16 protein-coding genes are annotated in these 15,520 nt (G+C 71.5%); 14 read left to right on the top strand and 2 right to left on the bottom strand.

Annotation, left to right across the window (positions count from 1 at the left end):
• The first annotated feature begins 40 nt into the window (after positions 1 to 40).
• Positions 41 to 598: a hypothetical protein gene (locus tag R4Z63_RS26060; protein ID WP_384451243.1), complete on the top strand. Its 558-nt coding sequence runs from the start codon at positions 41 to 43 to the stop codon at positions 596 to 598.
• Positions 599 to 726: 128 nt separating this feature from the next.
• On the opposite strand, the gene R4Z63_RS26055 is transcribed toward R4Z63_RS26060, so the two are convergent.
• Together R4Z63_RS26055 and R4Z63_RS26050 are read right to left on the bottom strand one after the other, a co-directional pair.
• The gene (locus R4Z63_RS26055) at positions 727 to 1,269 is read right to left on the bottom strand and encodes a GNAT family N-acetyltransferase (protein ID WP_037915445.1); all 543 of its coding nucleotides are present in this window, start codon (positions 1,267 to 1,269) and stop codon (positions 727 to 729) included.
• Between the two features lie 165 nt (positions 1,270 to 1,434).
• Positions 1,435 to 2,550 carry a YihY/virulence factor BrkB family protein gene (locus tag R4Z63_RS26050; RefSeq protein ID WP_384451248.1) on the bottom strand — a complete coding sequence of 372 codons (1,116 nt, stop codon included), beginning with the start codon at positions 2,548 to 2,550 and terminating at the stop codon, positions 1,435 to 1,437.
• A 17-nt stretch (positions 2,551 to 2,567) separates the two neighbouring features.
• On the opposite strand from R4Z63_RS26050, the gene R4Z63_RS26045 reads away from it, so the two are divergent.
• The 13 genes from R4Z63_RS26045 (at position 2,568) to R4Z63_RS25985 (ending at position 15,517) form a co-directional block, all read left to right on the top strand.
• Positions 2,568 to 4,211 (top strand): acyl-CoA dehydrogenase family protein, encoded by a 1,644-nt coding sequence (locus tag R4Z63_RS26045; RefSeq protein WP_037915440.1) that lies wholly within the window; start codon positions 2,568 to 2,570, stop codon positions 4,209 to 4,211.
• Between the two features lie 335 nt (positions 4,212 to 4,546).
• On the top strand, positions 4,547 to 5,839 hold the full coding sequence (locus R4Z63_RS26040) for a GAF domain-containing protein (protein WP_384451350.1): 1,293 nt from the start codon (positions 4,547 to 4,549) through the stop codon (positions 5,837 to 5,839).
• 5 nt (positions 5,840 to 5,844) lie between these two features.
• Positions 5,845 to 6,408 (top strand): GNAT family N-acetyltransferase, encoded by a 564-nt coding sequence (locus R4Z63_RS26035; protein WP_037915436.1) that lies wholly within the window; start codon positions 5,845 to 5,847, stop codon positions 6,406 to 6,408.
• Positions 6,409 to 6,673: 265 nt separating this feature from the next.
• Entirely contained in the window at positions 6,674 to 6,850 is a 177-nt protein-coding gene (locus tag R4Z63_RS26030; protein WP_491522599.1) for a hypothetical protein, read from the top strand.
• A 139-nt stretch (positions 6,851 to 6,989) separates the two neighbouring features.
• Entirely contained in the window at positions 6,990 to 8,696 is a 1,707-nt protein-coding gene (locus R4Z63_RS26025; RefSeq protein WP_037915434.1) for a nitrite/sulfite reductase, read from the top strand.
• The gene (locus R4Z63_RS26020; RefSeq protein WP_078555752.1) at positions 8,693 to 8,908 is read left to right on the top strand and encodes a hypothetical protein; all 216 of its coding nucleotides are present in this window, start codon (positions 8,693 to 8,695) and stop codon (positions 8,906 to 8,908) included. The genes R4Z63_RS26025 and R4Z63_RS26020 overlap by 4 nt, the downstream gene beginning before the upstream one ends.
• Entirely contained in the window at positions 8,905 to 9,633 is a 729-nt protein-coding gene (locus R4Z63_RS26015; RefSeq protein ID WP_037915431.1) for a phosphoadenylyl-sulfate reductase, read from the top strand. The genes R4Z63_RS26020 and R4Z63_RS26015 overlap by 4 nt, the downstream gene beginning before the upstream one ends.
• A 35-nt stretch (positions 9,634 to 9,668) precedes the next feature.
• On the top strand, positions 9,669 to 10,214 hold the full coding sequence (gene cysC / locus R4Z63_RS26010; protein ID WP_037915427.1) for an adenylyl-sulfate kinase: 546 nt from the start codon (positions 9,669 to 9,671) through the stop codon (positions 10,212 to 10,214).
• On the top strand, positions 10,211 to 11,149 hold the full coding sequence (gene cysD, locus R4Z63_RS26005; protein WP_384451255.1) for a sulfate adenylyltransferase subunit CysD: 939 nt from the start codon (positions 10,211 to 10,213) through the stop codon (positions 11,147 to 11,149). The genes cysC and cysD overlap by 4 nt, the downstream gene beginning before the upstream one ends.
• Before the next feature lie 2 nt (positions 11,150 to 11,151).
• Positions 11,152 to 12,504, top strand: a complete 1,353-nt coding sequence (locus R4Z63_RS26000) for a sulfate adenylyltransferase subunit 1 (RefSeq protein WP_384451258.1) — start codon at positions 11,152 to 11,154, stop codon at positions 12,502 to 12,504.
• Positions 12,505 to 12,699: 195 nt separating this feature from the next.
• Positions 12,700 to 13,818 (top strand): aliphatic sulfonate ABC transporter substrate-binding protein, encoded by a 1,119-nt coding sequence (locus R4Z63_RS25995; protein ID WP_384451261.1) that lies wholly within the window; start codon positions 12,700 to 12,702, stop codon positions 13,816 to 13,818.
• Between the two features lie 33 nt (positions 13,819 to 13,851).
• A complete protein-coding gene (locus tag R4Z63_RS25990) occupies positions 13,852 to 14,646 on the top strand; it encodes an ABC transporter ATP-binding protein (RefSeq protein WP_384451264.1) in 795 nt (264 codons plus the stop codon).
• Positions 14,633 to 15,517, top strand: coding sequence for an ABC transporter permease (locus R4Z63_RS25985; RefSeq protein ID WP_037915410.1), 885 nt, complete (start codon positions 14,633 to 14,635; stop codon positions 15,515 to 15,517). The genes R4Z63_RS25990 and R4Z63_RS25985 overlap by 14 nt, the downstream gene beginning before the upstream one ends.
• Positions 15,518 to 15,520 lie beyond the last annotated feature (3 nt).

The following is a 15,520-nucleotide window of genomic DNA, read 5'->3' as shown; positions in this document are numbered from 1 at the left end:
CATGTTGGAATGGCTACATCACGCGAAGGAGCGGGACGCGATGCCCGATACCCCTGACCAGCACACCAGCGCCACCGACAGGGCAGCGCTGACGGTGGAACGGAGTTCGCGTCGGGCCCTCCGTGGCGTGGTCGCTCTCGCGGGCTGCCTGCTCGTCGCCACGGCGACCGCGGCGTGCGCAGGAGCGAGTGCGGAGAACCCGAAGGCCGGGGGCACCCCCGCGGCAGTGAAGCCGGCGAACGCCGACTCGGCGGCCACCACGCACCAGAAGACCCCCGCCCAGATCGTGACCCGAGAGGCCGACGACCCCTTCCCCGGGCTCTTCGCCCATCTTCCCGGGACACTCGTGGTCACCGACGGCAACTGTGTCGGGGTGAAGACCGCCAAGAACGCGCAGCCGGAGTTGATCGCGTGGGGCCACGGCTGGTCGGCCCGTGAGGAGAACGGCAAGACGGCCGTGTACGACGCCGAAGGAAAGCTCTTCGCCAAGGAAGGCGACACGGTGGGCCTGGCCGGCGGGTACCTGGACCAGTTCGCCGATCATCCGTGCGCCACCGCCCGCGTCTTCGAAGCGAACGGCACCCAGGCCACCTCGTAAGCCGGCCAACCCTCTGTGCCCCGTGGTGGACCTTCGCTTTCCTCCGGGACCAGCGGGGGCATGAGGGCACCGACGGCAGGCGTCCGTGATCACGGCTTCCGTGTCGGGGCCACTTCGCTTCCGCGCCGTCAGCCGCGTGCCGGGCCGACCCGCCGGGCCAGCACCTGTCCCGGCCAGTCGCCGGACAGGAAGCGCTCGGTGGGGGCGAAGCCGCTGCGCTCGTAGAAGGCGACCAGTTCGCCGCCACCGCCCGCCCAGCAGTCGACCCGCAGGAGGGCGACGCCGGCCCGCCGGGTCTCCTCGGCGGCGTGCGCGAGCAGCGCCGCCCCGATGCCCCGGCCCGCGTGCCGCCGGTCCGAGACCAGCAGCCGCACGTACCGCTCGGGCTCGCCGGCCGGCGCGATCGGCAGCTGCGGGCTGGGCCCGTGGTCCAGGACCAGGGCGCCGACGGGCACACCGTCCAGCTCGGCGACGTACGGGGTGTTCTCGGTCGTGTACCGCTCGACCCGCTCCGGCCCGCCGGGACGCTGCGAGTACGGCGTCGTGCCCCACTGCTCGGTGTTGCCGCGGGCATTCATCCAGGCCACGGCGGAGTCGAGCATGTCCAGCAGGGCCGGTGCGTCCGCCGGGCCACCCGGTCGGATCCGCATCGCGTGTGCGGTGTCGTTCATGGCGGAAGCCTATGCGGCGGTGGTCCGTGCGGCCTCACCCGGGCTGGACCGGCGGGTGGTCGATGCCGTTGACGAGGACGCCGGCGCGGGTCGGGCCCACTCCCGGCGGACGGCTGGTCGGCGTCGTACGGGGCCGAGGGCCGACCGGCCTCCGGGCCCGGCCGGTCAGTGCTTGCGCAGGCGCGAGGAATAGTCCTCGGGCGGCAGGAACCGCGACCAGCGCTCCGGGAACTCCGACGGCATGCCCTCGTCCTCGTCGTCCTCCGACTCGCCCTCCGCCATCGCCCGCCAGGCGGCGGCCCGCGCGACCAGCTGCGCGGCCTCCGCCTCGCGGGCCCGCTCGTTGGCCTCGCGCGCCGCCGCCGTGGCCACCGAGGGCCAGACGCGGTCGATGGCGGCGTTGACGGCGGCGCCGACAAGGACCGCGAAGGCCGAGATGCCGATCCAGAGCAGCACGGCGACGGGCGCGGCCAGGGAGCCGTAGATGGTCGGCCCCTCCACGGTGTTGGTGAGGTAGATCCGCAGCAGGAACGAGCCGAGCACCCACATCGCCAGTGCCACCAGCGCGCCCGGGACGTCCTCGATCCACGGTGAGCGCACGGGCACGGACACGTGGTAGAGCGTGGTCAGGAAGGCGATGGACAGCAGGGTCACGGTCGGCCAGTACAGGACGGCGATCACCTCGGTCCCCCAGGGCACCAGCCGGACGACGGCGTCCGGCCCCACCACCATCAGCGGCAGCACGATCGCCCCGATGAGCAGGGCGATGACGTAGAGCAGAAAGGCCAGCAGCCGGGTCTTGACGATGCCGCGATGACCGTCAAGTCCGTACATCACGGTGATGGTGTCGATGAACACGTTGACGGCCCGGGACCCCGACCACAGGGCGAAGGCGAAACCGAGCGAGATCAGGTCGGGTCTGCCGCTGCGGGTGACGTCGTCCAGCAGGGGTTTGGCGATGTCGTTGACGCCGCGGTCGGACAGCACCGTGCCGACCGCGCGCAGGATGTTCTCCTCGATGCTCTCGACCGTACGGGTGTCGGTCCACCCGTCGACGTAGCCGAGCAGGCCCAGCAGGCCCAGGAAGAGCGGGGGCAGCGAGAGCAGGGTGAAGAAGGCCGCCTCGGCCGCCAGCCCGAGGATGCGGTACTCGATACACGAGTTGACGGTGTCCTTCAACAGCAGCCAGCCCATCTTCCGCTTCGAGACGTTGCGGTAGAGGGCGCGGGCCCGGTGGAGCCGTCCTGGGATCCGCTCGGGTGTTTCTTTTGCTGGCTGCACGTCCTTACGGTATCCGCATGGCAGCCACCACCCACACAGTCAGCAACCAGGCCCCGCCGCTGGTGGGCCACGACGTCTTCACCGGCGATCGGGCCCTGACCGAGGGCATCGAGCGACACCTGGCGTCCGCGGATCCCGAACTCCTCGGCGAGGTACGGGAGGAGCTCACCGCCCTCGGGCGCGCAGCCGGATCGGCGCAGGCCCAGGAATGGGGCGCGCAGGCGAACGACAACCCTCCGAAACTGCGCACGCACGACCGGTACGGGAACCGTATCGACGAAGTCGAATTCCACCCTGCGTGGCATCGGCTGCTCGGGCACGCGGTGGGCTCCGGGCTGACCGACGCCTGGGGGCGTCCGTCCGGGCACCTGCGCCGGGCCGCCGGGTTCTTCCTGTGGTCGCAGGCCGAGGCGGGCCACGGCTGCCCGGTCTCGATGACGCACGCGGCCGTGCCGGCCCTGCGGGCCGATCCGTCGATCGCGGCCGCATGGGAGCCGCGACTGACCTCGCACGTGTACGAGGAGGGGCTGCGGCCGGCCGCGCAGAAGGCCGGTGTGCTCTTCGGCATGGGGATGACGGAGAAGCAGGGCGGCAGTGACGTACGGGCCAACACGACAGCCGCCGTGCCGCTGGACGCGTCCGGGGAGTACCTGCTGACCGGGCACAAGTGGTTCTGCTCGGCTCCGATGTGCGACGGCTTCCTGGTGCTGGCCCAGGCTCCGGGCGGGCTGACCTGCTTCCTGGTGCCCCGGGTGCTGGAGGACGGCACGCGCAACGTCTTCGCGATCCAGCGGCTGAAGGACAAGCTGGGCAACAGGTCGAACGCGTCCAGCGAGGTCGAGTTCGACGGGACCTGGGCGCGGCGAGTCGGCGAGGAGGGCCGCGGGGTGCGGACCATCATCGAGATGGTCGCGGCGACCCGGCTGGACTGCGTCATCGGCTCGGCCGCGCTGATGCGGCAGGCGCTGACGCAGGCGGTGCATCATGCGGAGCACCGCTCTGCCTTCGGAGCACTGCTCGTCGACCAGCCGCTGATGCGCAACGTGCTCGCGGACCTCGCCCTGGAGTCGGAGGCAGCCACCACCCTGACGCTGCGGCTGGCCGCCGCCAACGACGCCGGGACCGAACAGGAGAAGGCCTTCCTGCGGCTCGCCGTGCCGGCCGCGAAGTACTGGGTGACCAAGCGGTGTACGCCGATGGTGGCCGAGGCCCTGGAGTGTCTGGGGGGCAACGGCTACGTCGAGGAGTCCGGGCTGCCGAGACTGCTGCGCGAATCGCCGCTGAACTCCATCTGGGAGGGCTCGGGCAACGTCCAGGCCCTGGACGTGCTGCGCGCCCTGCAGCGGGAGCCGCAGGCGCTGAACGCCTTCCTCCAGGAGGTCGGCCTGGCCCGGGGCGCCGACCACAGGCTGGACTCGGCCATCAAGGACCTGCTGACGGACCTCGCCGATCTGGAGGGCATCGAGGGGCGGGCCCGCCGCGTGGTGGAGCGCATGGCCCTGGTACTGCAGGGATCGCTACTGGTCCGCTGGGCTCCGCCGGAGGTCGCGGACGCGTTCTGCGCCTCGCGGCTGGGCGGTGACTGGGGCACGGCCTTCGGCACGCTGCCGCACAGCCTGGACCTGCGCGCGGTCGTGGAACGGGCGCGGATCGCGGGCTAGGGAGGAACCCCCGTCGGGCTCCCCTGCGGTCCCCAAACCGCTCCGAGCCGGATCCGGGCCCGTCTACCGGCTCAGAGGTGGCGCCGCGCCGACTCGGCACCACCTCTGAACCGAAGCCCCGAGGAGGAGCTGTCACGCCGCTCGGGCGGCGTCCGGACATTTTCGGTCGGACGATCGGGACTTGGCGAGAGTTGCATACCGTTGCAACCTTTGAGTCGGCAGCCGCCCGCCGGACGTGCCGGGGGAAGCGGCCCCCCGGCACCTGCGGACCTCCGGGCGGCCGGCGTCGTACGTCCTGTTCGCACGGGGAGGTTCAGGTGGCCGACAGCACAGACATGACGGTCGATGTGGCACGCATCTCGGCCATGCACCCTCGGGAGGCCACCCGGCTGCTCAAGGGGGTGCGCGCGGCCGCGCTCGCCGGCGACCGCCCGCCGGCCGTGCCCCGCCCGGAGATCGCGGAGTCCTGGCGCCGGATGCTGGCCGGCGGCGTGCACCCGGACCGGGACGCGCGCTCGCGGATGCTGTCGGACTGCGAGACGGAGGAGCGGCGCACCGTCTCCCCGCTGCGGGAGGTCCTGCCCGTGTTGCGGGAAGGGCTGCTGCCCGCGCTCGACGGGGCGCTCCACATCATGGTCGTCGCGGACGTGGACGGGCGGCTGCTGTGGCGGGAGGGGCACAGCTCCATCCTGCGCAAGGCCGACCGACTCGGTTTCACGGTCGGGGCGGACTGGGACGAGGCCGTGGTCGGTACGAACGGGGTGGGGACCGCCCTGGTGACCCGGCGGCCGGTGCAGGTGTTCTCGGCGGAGCACTTCGTCTCCAGCCACCACGACTGGACCTGCGCGGGGGCGCCCGTGCGGGACCCGCGGGACGGGCGGCTGCTGGGCGTGGTCGACGTCAGCGGGCCACTGGCCACCATGCACCCGGCGACGCTGGCCTGGGTGAGCTCGGTGGCCCGGCTGGCGGAGCGGGAGCTGCGGATCCGGCACCTGGAGTCGCTGGAGCGGCTGCGGACGGTGGCGGCCCCGCTGCTGGCCGGGCTGCCGGGACGGGCGCTGGCCGTGGACCTGCACGGCTGGACGGCCGCGGTGACGGGGCTGGCCCCGGTGGACCGGATCCCGCTGCCGAAGGACTTCGCGCCGGGCCGGATGTGGGTGCCGCAGCTGGGCGACTGCGTGGCGGAGCCGCTGCCGGGCGGCTGGCTGCTGCGGATCGCGCAGGACGCCGCGGCCACTGCGGCGACCCGGGTCGTACTGGACCTCAGCCGGGCCGGTGCGTGGTCGGCGACGGTGTACGGGGCGTCCGGGAGCTGGTCGCAGGAGCTGAGCCCGCGCCATGCGGAGCTGCTGTACCTGCTGGCGGAGAGCCCACGGGGGTGCACGGCGGCGGAGCTGTCGGCGGAGCTGTTCGGAGACCCGACCCGCACCGTGACGGTCCGGGCCGAGCTGTCGCGCGTGCGCCGCAACCTCGCGGGGGTCCTGGCGCACCGGCCGTACCGGTTCGCGCAGGACGTGGAGGTGGAGCTGATCCACCCGGAGGACCCGGCCCGGCTGCTCCCGCACTCGACGGCCCCGGCGGTGGTGCGGGCCCGCCTGGGCCGGACGCGGCCCGGCATGGTTCCCTGAGCTGCATGCGCACCCTCACACTCACCACCTGGTCGCTGGAGATGACCTCTCCGGCAGACCTCGTCCCGGCGGCTCCGGCGGGCCCGGAGATATCCGTCGTGCGGTCGGAGGTCCCCTCCCCCGAGTTCAGCCGCTTCCTCTACGCCTCGGTCGGCGGCGACATCCACTGGACCGACCGGTTGTCGCTGACCCGCGCGCAGTGGGTGGCACAGCTCGACCGGCCGGGCGTGGAGACCTGGGTGGCGTACGACCGCGGCACGCCGGCGGGGTACGTGGAGCTCGACCCGCAGGACGACGGCGTGGTGGAGATCATGTACTTCGGCCTGCTCCCCGACTTCCGCGGCCGCCGCATCGGCGGGCATCTGCTGACCGTCGGCGTGGAACGGGCCTGGGACCTCGCGTCGCGCTGGCCGGAGCGCGAGGCGACCCGCCGGGTGTGGGTCCACACCTGCAGCCAGGACGGCCCGACGGCGATGAGCAACTACCAGCGCCGCGGGTTCAAGGTCTTCCGGACGGAGACGGAACAGAAGGAAGAGACCCCGACCCCGGGCCCCTGGCCCGGCGCGTAGTCACGGCGCCTGCCGCGCGGCCCGTCCTCCCGGTTCGCGCGGCCCGTCCGCGGGAGGGGCCGCCGCGCGCGGCGGCACGGCCAGAGACCTCACCCGCCCCTTCCGCCCCTTCCGCTTCGTCCCGGCGGGACGCCGTGGGCGGGCCCCAGACGCCGCCCCGCAGGCCCCACCTGCCGCGTCCGCGCGTGACCCCCGTCACGCCGTCCCAATATGCGGGACCAGTTCGTCCGAATCGTGGACAGTAGTGGACTCCTCCAATCGGCCCATGACACGCTTCCGCCATGAATGGAGCTGGAATTGCCTTGGTGAGTCGGCGGCACGTCGACCTCGGCCGCATGTCCAGCGCCATCTGTCCGGCGTGCTGACGGAACCAGCAACCGCCACACATCGCCGCAATCCCGGCATCGTCGCCGTGGAAGTGTCGATCATCGCAGTCCCCTGAAGGCCGAACTCCGCCCCGCTCTCCGGTCACCCCGGCACAGCGCGGGCAATCAGCCGCACCCGCTCAGCGACCAGGGGTCACGCCACCCCGCCCGCTTCACCCGCCCCTGCCCTGAGCCGCCCACGAAGGACGTACCGCCATGGCCGCCACCCCCGAAACGCCCGCGCCCGCCGCCGCAGCCGCCGCGCGCCGCAAGACCGGCCGTCACCGCGGCGAGGGACAGTGGGCCGTCGGACACCACACGCCCCTCAACGGCAACGAGCAGTTCAAGAAGGACGACGACGGTCTCAATGTGCGGACACGCATTGAGACGATCTACGCCCACCGGGGCTTCGACTCCATCGACCCCAACGACCTGCGCGGCCGCATGCGCTGGTGGGGTCTCTACACCCAGCGCAAGCCCGGGATCGACGGCGGCAAGACCGCGATCCTGGAGCCGGAGGAGCTGGACGACAAGTACTTCATGCTGCGCGTCCGCATCGACGGCGGCCGGCTGACCACCGAGCAGCTGCGCGTCATCGGCGAGATCTCCGAGGAGTTCGCACGCGGCACCGCCGACCTCACCGACCGCCAGAACGTGCAGTACCACTGGATCCGGATCGAGGACGTCCCGGAGATCTGGCGCCGCCTGGAGGCCGTCGGCCTGTCCACCACCGAGGCCTGCGGTGACACGCCCCGCGTGATCCTCGGCTCGCCCGTCGCCGGCATCGCCCAGGACGAGATCATCGACGGCACGCCCGCCATCGACGAGATCTACCGCCGCATCGTGGGCAACAAGGACTTCTCCAACCTGCCCCGCAAGTTCAAGTCCGCCGTCTCCGGTTCGCCGCTCCTCGACGTGGCGCACGAGATCAACGACATCGCGTTCGTGGGCGTGAACCACCCCGAGCACGGTCCCGGCTTCGACGTCTGGGTCGGCGGGGGCCTCTCCACCAACCCCAAGCTCGGTGTGCGCCTGGGTACCTGGGTCTCGCTCGACGAGGTCCCGGACGTGTACGAGGGCGTCATCTCGATCTTCCGCGACTACGGCTACCGCCGGCTGCGCACCCGCGCCCGTCTGAAGTTCCTCGTGGCCGACTGGGGTGCGGCCAGGTTCCGCCAGGTCCTGGAGGACGAGTACCTGAAGCGGAAGCTGACCGACGGCCCCGCGCCCGAGCAGCCCTCCGGCCAGTGGCGCGACCACGTCGGGGTCCACGAGCAGAACGACGGCAAGTTCTACGTCGGCTTCGCGCCCCGTGTGGGCCGCGTGGACGGCGCCACCCTGACCAAGATCGCGGACATTGCGGAGCAGCACGGCTCCGGCCGCCTGCGCACCACCGCCGAGCAGAAGATGATCGTGCTCGACATCGAGGCCGACAAGGTCGACTCGGTCGTCGAGGCGCTGGAGGCGCTGGACCTGCGGGTCAAGCCGTCCCCGTTCCGCCGCGGCACCATGGCCTGCACCGGCATCGAGTTCTGCAAGCTGGCCATCGTCGAGACCAAGGCGCGGGGCGCCTCGCTCATCGACGAGCTGGAGCGCCGCCTGCCGGACTTCGCCGAGCCGCTCACCATCAACATCAACGGCTGCCCGAACGCCTGCGCCCGCATCCAGGTCGCGGACATCGGTCTCAAGGGGCAGCTGGTCCTGGACGACGACGGCAACCAGGTGGAGGGCTACCAGGTCCACCTGGGCGGTGCCCTCGGCCTGGAGGCCGGCTTCGGCCGCAAGGTCCGCGGCCTCAAGGTCACCTCGGCCGGTCTGCCCGACTACGTCGAGCGGGTCGTCACGTGCTACGAGGAGCAGCGCGAGGACGGCGAGCGCTTCGCGGCCTGGGTCGCCCGCGCGGACGAGAAGAGCCTCTCGTGAGCGAGCGGGCCGCCCCCTTCTACTGCCCCTACTGCGGCGACGAGGACCTGTTCCCCCACGAGACGGGCCACGGCGCGTGGGAGTGCCGGGCCTGCAACCGGGCCTTCCAGCTGAAGTACCTCGGGCTGCTGGCCCGGGGCGTCCGGTCCGGTGCAGCCGGATCAACGGGATCTGCGGAATCAGCGGGATCAGCGGGAGGGGACGAGATATGACCACCACTCAAGATGCCAGTCTCAAGAACGCGGCGCTGAAGTCGGCCACCCTCAAGGAGCTGGCCGAGCAGGCGGGCCGCGACCTGGAGGACGCCTCCGCGCTGGACATCCTGCGCTGGGCAGTCGACACCTTCGGCGGGAAGTTCGCCGTGACCTCCTCCATGGAGGACGCGGTCGTCGCCCACCTGGCCTCGCGGGTCCTCCCCGGCGTGGACGTGGTCTTCCTCGACACGGGCTACCACTTCGAGGAGACCATCGGCACCCGGGACGCGGTCGACGCGGTGATGGACGTCAACGTCATCACGCTGACCCCGCGGCAGAGCGTCGCCGAGCAGGACGCCGAGTACGGGCCGAAGCTGCACGACCGGGACCCTGACCTGTGCTGCGCGCTGCGCAAGGTCAAGCCGCTGGAAGAGGGCCTGACCGCGTACGACGCGTGGGCGACGGGCCTGCGCCGCGACGAGTCCCCGACCCGGGCGAACACCCCGGTGGTCGGCTGGGACGAGAAGCGGCAGAAGGTCAAGGTCTCGCCGATCGCCCGGTGGACGCAGGACGACGTGGACGCGTACGTGGCCGAGCACGGCGTACTCACCAACCCGCTGCTGATGGACGGCTACGCCTCCGTCGGCTGCGCCCCCTGCACCCGCCGCGTGGCGGAGGGCGAGGACGCGCGGTCCGGCCGCTGGGCTGGGCGGGGCAAGACCGAGTGCGGGCTGCACGGCTGATGACGACCAGTGAAGAACCTACGGAGACAGAGCAGATGAGCGTGAGCGACCAGGGCGCCACCGTGTGGCTGACCGGGCTGCCGAGCGCGGGCAAGACCACCATCGCCTACGCGCTGGCCGAGCGGCTGCGCGCCGAGGGTCACCGGGTGGAGGTGCTCGACGGGGACGAGATCCGCGAGTTCCTCTCCGCCGGCCTGGGCTTCGGCCGCGAGGACCGGCACACCAACGTGCAGCGGATCGGCTTCGTCGCCGAACTCCTCGCGAGCAACGGCGTCAAGGCACTGGTGCCGGTGATCGCGCCGTTCGCCGACAGCCGCGAGGCCGTCCGCAAGCGGCACGCGGCCGCGGCGACGGAGTACCTCGAAGTGCACGTGGCCACTCCGGTCGAGGTGTGCTCCGAGCGTGACGTGAAGGGCCTGTACGCCAAGCAGGCCGCGGGCGAGATCACCGGTCTGACCGGGGTCGACGACCCGTACGAGGCACCGGAGTCCCCGGACCTCCGTATCGAGTCGCACACGCAGACCGTGCAGGAGTCGGCTGCGGCCCTGCACGCGCTGCTCACCGAGAGGGGTCTGGCATGACGACGACCGTCGCACACGTCCACGAGGAGACGGACGCGCCCTACGCGCTGTCGCACCTGGACGCCCTGGAATCCGAGGCCGTGCACATCTTCCGGGAGGTGGCGGGTGAGTTCGAGAAGCCGGTGATCCTCTTCTCCGGCGGCAAGGACTCCATCGTCATGCTGCACCTGGCGCTGAAGGCGTTCGCGCCGGCACCGGTGCCCTTCGCGCTGCTGCACGTCGACACCGGCCACAACTTCCCCGAGGTGCTCGACTACCGCGACCGAACCGTCACCGAGCACGGACTGCGCCTGCACGTCGCGTCCGTCCAGGACTACATCGACGCCGGCACCCTGCGCGAACGCCCCGACGGCACCCGCAACCCGCTACAGACCGTCCCGCTGACCGAGGCCATCCACAACCTGAAGTTCGACGCCGTCTTCGGCGGCGGCCGCCGCGACGAGGAGAAGGCCCGCGCCAAAGAACGCGTCTTCTCCCTGCGCGACGAGTTCTCCCAGTGGGACCCCCGCCGCCAGCGCCCCGAACTCTGGCAGCTCTACAACGGCCGGCACGCCCCCGGCGAACACGTCCGCGTCTTCCCGCTCTCCAACTGGACCGAGCTGGACGTGTGGCAGTACATCTCCCGCGAGGGCATCGAACTGCCCGAGATCTACTTCGCCCACGAGCGCGAGGTCTTCCGACGCAACGGCATGTGGCTGACCGCCGGCGAGTGGGGCGGCCCCAAGGAAGACGAGACCACCGAAACCCGGCTCATCCGCTACCGCACCGTCGGCGACATGTCCTGCACCGGCGCCGTCGACTCCGACGCCACCACACTCGACGCCGTGATCGCCGAGATCGCCGTCTCCCGCCTCACCGAGCGGGGCGCGACCCGCGCCGACGACAAGATGTCCGAGGCCGCGATGGAAGACCGCAAGCGCGAAGGGTACTTCTAGACATGACCAGCACCACCGACCAGGTCGCCGGACTCGACGACCTCGCAGCGACCACCCTGCTGCGCTTCGCGACCGCCGGCTCCGTCGACGACGGCAAGTCCACCCTGGTGGGCCGCCTCCTACACGACTCCAAATCGGTCCTGACCGACCAGATGGAAGCCGTCGAGGCCGTCTCCGCCCGACGCGGCCAGGACGCCCCCGACCTCGCCCTCCTCACCGACGGCCTGCGCGCCGAACGCGAGCAGGGCATCACCATCGACGTCGCCTACCGCTACTTCGCCACCGCCCGCCGCCGGTTCATCCTCGCCGACACCCCCGGCCACGTGCAGTACACCCGGAACATGGTCACCGGCGCCTCCACCGCCGACCTCGCCGTCGTCCTCGTCGACGCCCGCAACGGCGTCATCGAGCAGACCCGCCGACACGCCGCCGTCGCCGCCCTCCTGCGCGTCCCCCACGTCGTCCTCGCCGTCAACAAGATGGACCTCGTCGGCTACGCCGAATCGGTCTTCGCCACGATCGCCGAGGAATTCACCGCCTACGCCTCGGACCTGGGCGTCCCGGAGATCACCGCGATCCCGATCTCGGCGCTCGCCGGGGACAACGTCGTGGAACCCTCCGCCAACATGGACTGGTACGGCGGCCCCACCGTGCTGGAGCACCTGGAGACCGTCCCGGTCAGCCACGACCTCACCGCCTGCCCGGCACGTTTCCCGGTGCAGTACGTGATCCGCCCGCAGACCCCCGAGCACCCCGACTACCGCGGCTACGCGGGCCAGATCGCCTCCGGCGTCCTGCGTGTCGGCGAGGCCGTCACGGTCCTGCCGTCCGGGCGCACCTCGGTCATCGAGGGCATCGACGCGCTGGGCGAGCCGGTGGACATCGCCTGGGCGCCGCAGTCGGTGACGGTGCGTCTGAAGGACGACATCGACATCTCGCGCGGCGATCTGATCGCACCGTCCGCCAACGCCCCGGCCACCACGCAGGACGTCGTGGCGACCGTCTGCCACGTGGCCGACCAGCCGCTGGCCGTCGGCGCCCGGGTGCTCATCAAGCACACGACCCGCACGGTCAAGGCGATCGTCAAGGAGATCCCCTCCCGGCTGACCCTGGACGACCTGTCCCAGCACCCGGACCCCGGACAGCTGGTGGCCAACGACATCGGGCGGGTCGTCGTCCGCACCGCCGAGCCCCTGGCGCTCGACGCGTACGCCGACTCCCGCCGCACCGGGTCCTTCCTGCTGATCGACCCGGCCGACGGGACCACCCTGGCGGCGGGCATGGCGGGCGAGTCCTTCGCCTCCCAGGCCGAGGCCGCCGACGCGGTCCGGGACGACGACGGTTGGGACTTCTAGCCGTGTCCGCCGGTCCTTACTCGACCTTCGCGAAAGAGGGCGGCCGCATCGGCAGCGGCGCCCTCGGCAGCGGCCAGGGAGGGGTGGCGCGATGTGCGCGGTGAGCGCTCCCGTCGTCCACGAGCCGTACCCGCCGCTGTTCCACCGACGAAGACCCGCGCCGTAACCCACGGCGCGCCGAGAGGAAGTCCTCCCGTGCCTGCCATCCGTACCACCCTGCGCCGCGGCCTCGCCGCGGCCGCCGCCCTGCCGTTCCTGATCGGCGCGCTCGCCTCCTGCGGCTACGGCTCCCAGGCGGAGGACACGGGCGACGACACGGCGAACGCCGCCGCCTCCAACGGCAGGAAGCTGTCGGCTTCCGAGGTGCGCATCGGGTACTTCCCGAACCTCACCCACGCCACCGCGCTGGTCGGCCTCCAGGAAGGGCTGATCCAGCAGGAGCTCGGCGCCACCAGGATCAAGCCGCAGGTCTTCAACGCCGGCCCGTCCGAGATCGAGGCGCTCAACGGCGGTTCCCTCGACATCGGTTTCATCGGTCCCTCGCCGTCGATCAACGCCTACGTGAAGTCGAAGGGCCGGAACCTGCGGATCATCTCCGGGTCGGCGTCGGGTGGCGTGAAGCTGGTCGTGAACCCGGACAAGGTCAAGACCCTGGACGACCTCAGGGGCAAGAAGATCGCCACCCCGCAGAAGGGGAACACGCAGGACGTCGCGTTCCTCAACTGGATCTCCGAGAGGGGCTGGACGGTCGACCCGGAGTCCGGCAAGGGGGATGTCTCGGTCGTCCGCACGGACAACAAGGTGGCCCCGGACGCCTTCCGGCAGGGCTCCGTCGACGGCGCCTGGGTGCCCGAGCCGACGGCCTCCAAGCTGGTCTCCGACGGCGGCTCCGTCCTCCTCGACGAGACCGACCTGTGGCCCGAGAAGACGTTCGTGATCACGAACGTCATCGTGTCGCAGAAGTTCCTCAGGGAGCACCCCGACGTGGTCGAGGCCGCGCTCGCCGGCACGGTGAAGACCAACGAGTGGATCAACGCCAACCCGGAGAAGGCGAAGGCATCCGCCAACGCCAAGCTGGCGGCGGACAGCGGCAGGGGGCTCGACCCGAAGGTCATCGATCCGGCCTGGCCGAGCATCGAGATCACCGACGATCCGCTCGCCTCGACGCTGAGGACCCAGTCGGAGTGGGCGGTCAAGGCCGGCCTCATCGAGCAGCCCGACCTGACCGGCATCTACGACCTGACGCTCCTGAACAAGGTGCTCAAGGCCGCCGGCAAGCCCGAGGTCCCCGACGCCGGCCTCGGTGCCGAGTAACCCGCAGTCCAGCCAACCCAGGAGGTGACGACCATGGCCACGACACTCGCCAAGGCTGCCGAGGGCACCGCCCACGCGGCGGCGCACGCCGCCCGTATCGAGCACGTCTCGAAGTCCTTCTCCGGCCCGGCCGGAGCGCAGCTCGTCCTGGACGACATCAGCCTCGATGTCGCTCCCGGAGAGTTCGTCACCCTCCTGGGGGCGTCCGGCTGCGGAAAGTCCACCCTGCTCAACCTGGTGGCCGGCCTCGACAAGCCGTCCACGGGAGCCATCGAGACCCCCGGCGGCCGCCCCGCGCTCATGTTCCAGGAGCACGCCCTCTTCCCGTGGCTGACCGCGGGCAAGAACATCGAACTCGCCCTGCGCCTGCGCGGGGTCGCCCGGGCCGACCGCACGGCCGAGGCCGAACGCCTGCTGGAGCTGGTCCGCCTCGGCGGCGCCCACGGCAAGCGCGTGCACGAGCTCTCCGGCGGCATGCGCCAGCGCGTCGCCCTGGCCCGAGCGCTCGCCCAGGACAGCCGCCTGCTCCTGATGGACGAACCGTTCGCGGCCCTCGACGCCATCACCCGCGACGTCCTTCACGGCGAACTCACCCGCATCTGGCAGGAGACGGGGCTGTCCGTCCTGTTCGTCACCCACAACGTGCGCGAAGCCGTCCGTCTCGCCCAGCGCGTGGTCCTGCTCTCCTCCCGCCCGGGACGGGTCGCGAAGGAATGGACCGTGGACATCCCGCAGCCGCGCCGCATCGAGGACGCGGACGTCGCGGAACTGTCCCTCGAGATCACTGAACACCTGCGTGGGGAGATCCGCCGCCATGGCCAGCACTGATACGAAGGCGAAGACGGACGACCTCGCGGGCCTGGAGGCCGGGCTCGACGCCCTGGACGCGGTCCAGACCCACCGAACGCCGGTCCGCGAGGTCCTCGTCAGGAAGGCCCTGCCGCCGTTCCTGGCGGTCGGCCTGGTCCTGGTGCTCTGGCAGGTCCTGGTCTCCCTGAAGCTCACCGACGAGACAAAGCTCCCCGCCCCCTCCGCGGTGTGGGACAGCCTGTCCGACATGTGGCTGAAGGGGACCCTGCTGGAGGTCATCTGGACCTCCGTGTCTCGTGGTCTGCTCGGCTTCCTGCTGGCCCTGGCCATCGGCACTCCACTCGGCCTGATCGTCGCCCGGGTGAAGTTCGTGCGCGCCGCGATCGGCCCGATCCTCCAGGGCCTGCAGTCCCTGCCGTCCGTGGCGTGGGTACCGCCTGCCGTGCTCTGGTTCGGCCTCAACGACGCCATGATGTTCACGGTCATCCTGCTGGGCGCCGTCCCGTCCATCGCCAACGGCCTCGTCTCCGGTATCGACCAGGTCCCGCCGCTGTTCCTGCGAGCCGGCCGCACGCTCGGTGCCACGGGCCTGCGCGGCGCCTGGCACGTGGTCATGCCGGCCGCGCTGCCGGGCTACGTGGCCGGCCTCAAGCAGGGCTGGGCGTTCTCCTGGCGCTCGCTGATGGCCGCCGAGATCATCGCCTCCTCCCCCGACCTCGGCCTGGGCCTGGGCCAGCTGCTGGAGAACGGCCGCAACAACATCGACCTGCCCGGGGTGTTCCTCGCGATCATCCTGATCCTCGTCGTCGGCATCGCCATCGACCTGCTGATCTTCAGCCCCCTGGAGCGGTACGTCCTGCGCAGCCGCGGCCTGCTGGTGAGGAGCTGATCC

It is taken from the genome of Streptomyces sp. PL-29, from assembly GCF_058344425.1.
Note: the sequence above shows the minus strand (reverse complement) of the source record. Positions and strands in the feature narration are given on the sequence as shown.